Here is a 429-nt window from a genome sequence, read left to right as displayed (position 1 = left end):
GCAAATCCAGCGGCGCGAAAGTGAGCGCAGGCGAGCCTGCAAGATTGCCCGGCATCAGGAAGCGGCCGGGCGGCAGCAGGCTCATGGCGAAGCGCTCGTCGCGGCAGGCGCGCAGATAGTCGGTGAACAGTTTTACGGCCGTGAGTGTTGCCTGTTCGTCTTCGCGCTCCTTCGGTTCGAGGGTGGCAAGATGCGCGTGCCACTGCTTTGCCAGCCGCGCGCGCGGCTCGCGCCGCGAGAGCGCGAGGCTCTCTGCCGACCATTGCTCGTAGCTCTTGTTCAGGAGCGGCAGGTCGAGCAGCCATTCGCCGGGATAGTCCACGAGATCGAGCGTCAGCGTGCGCGCCGCCGCGTTCTGCCGCTGGTACTCGATCACAAGCCGCAGTTCGCTGATGTCCGTGGTCGAGTGGGGCCATTGCCGGTCCTCGA

Annotated in this window: 1 protein-coding gene; it reads right to left on the bottom strand. The window is 66.2% G+C overall.

What is annotated here, in order from left to right; genetic code table 11:
* The coding region (locus AC30CM_RS27145; RefSeq protein WP_490119998.1) for a YcjX family protein at positions 1 to 429 on the bottom strand (429 nt) is incomplete at both ends.

This window comes from Mycobacterium sp. DHQP2018-32-09 (assembly GCF_058148405.1).
Note: the sequence above shows the minus strand (reverse complement) of the source record. Positions and strands in the feature narration are given on the sequence as shown.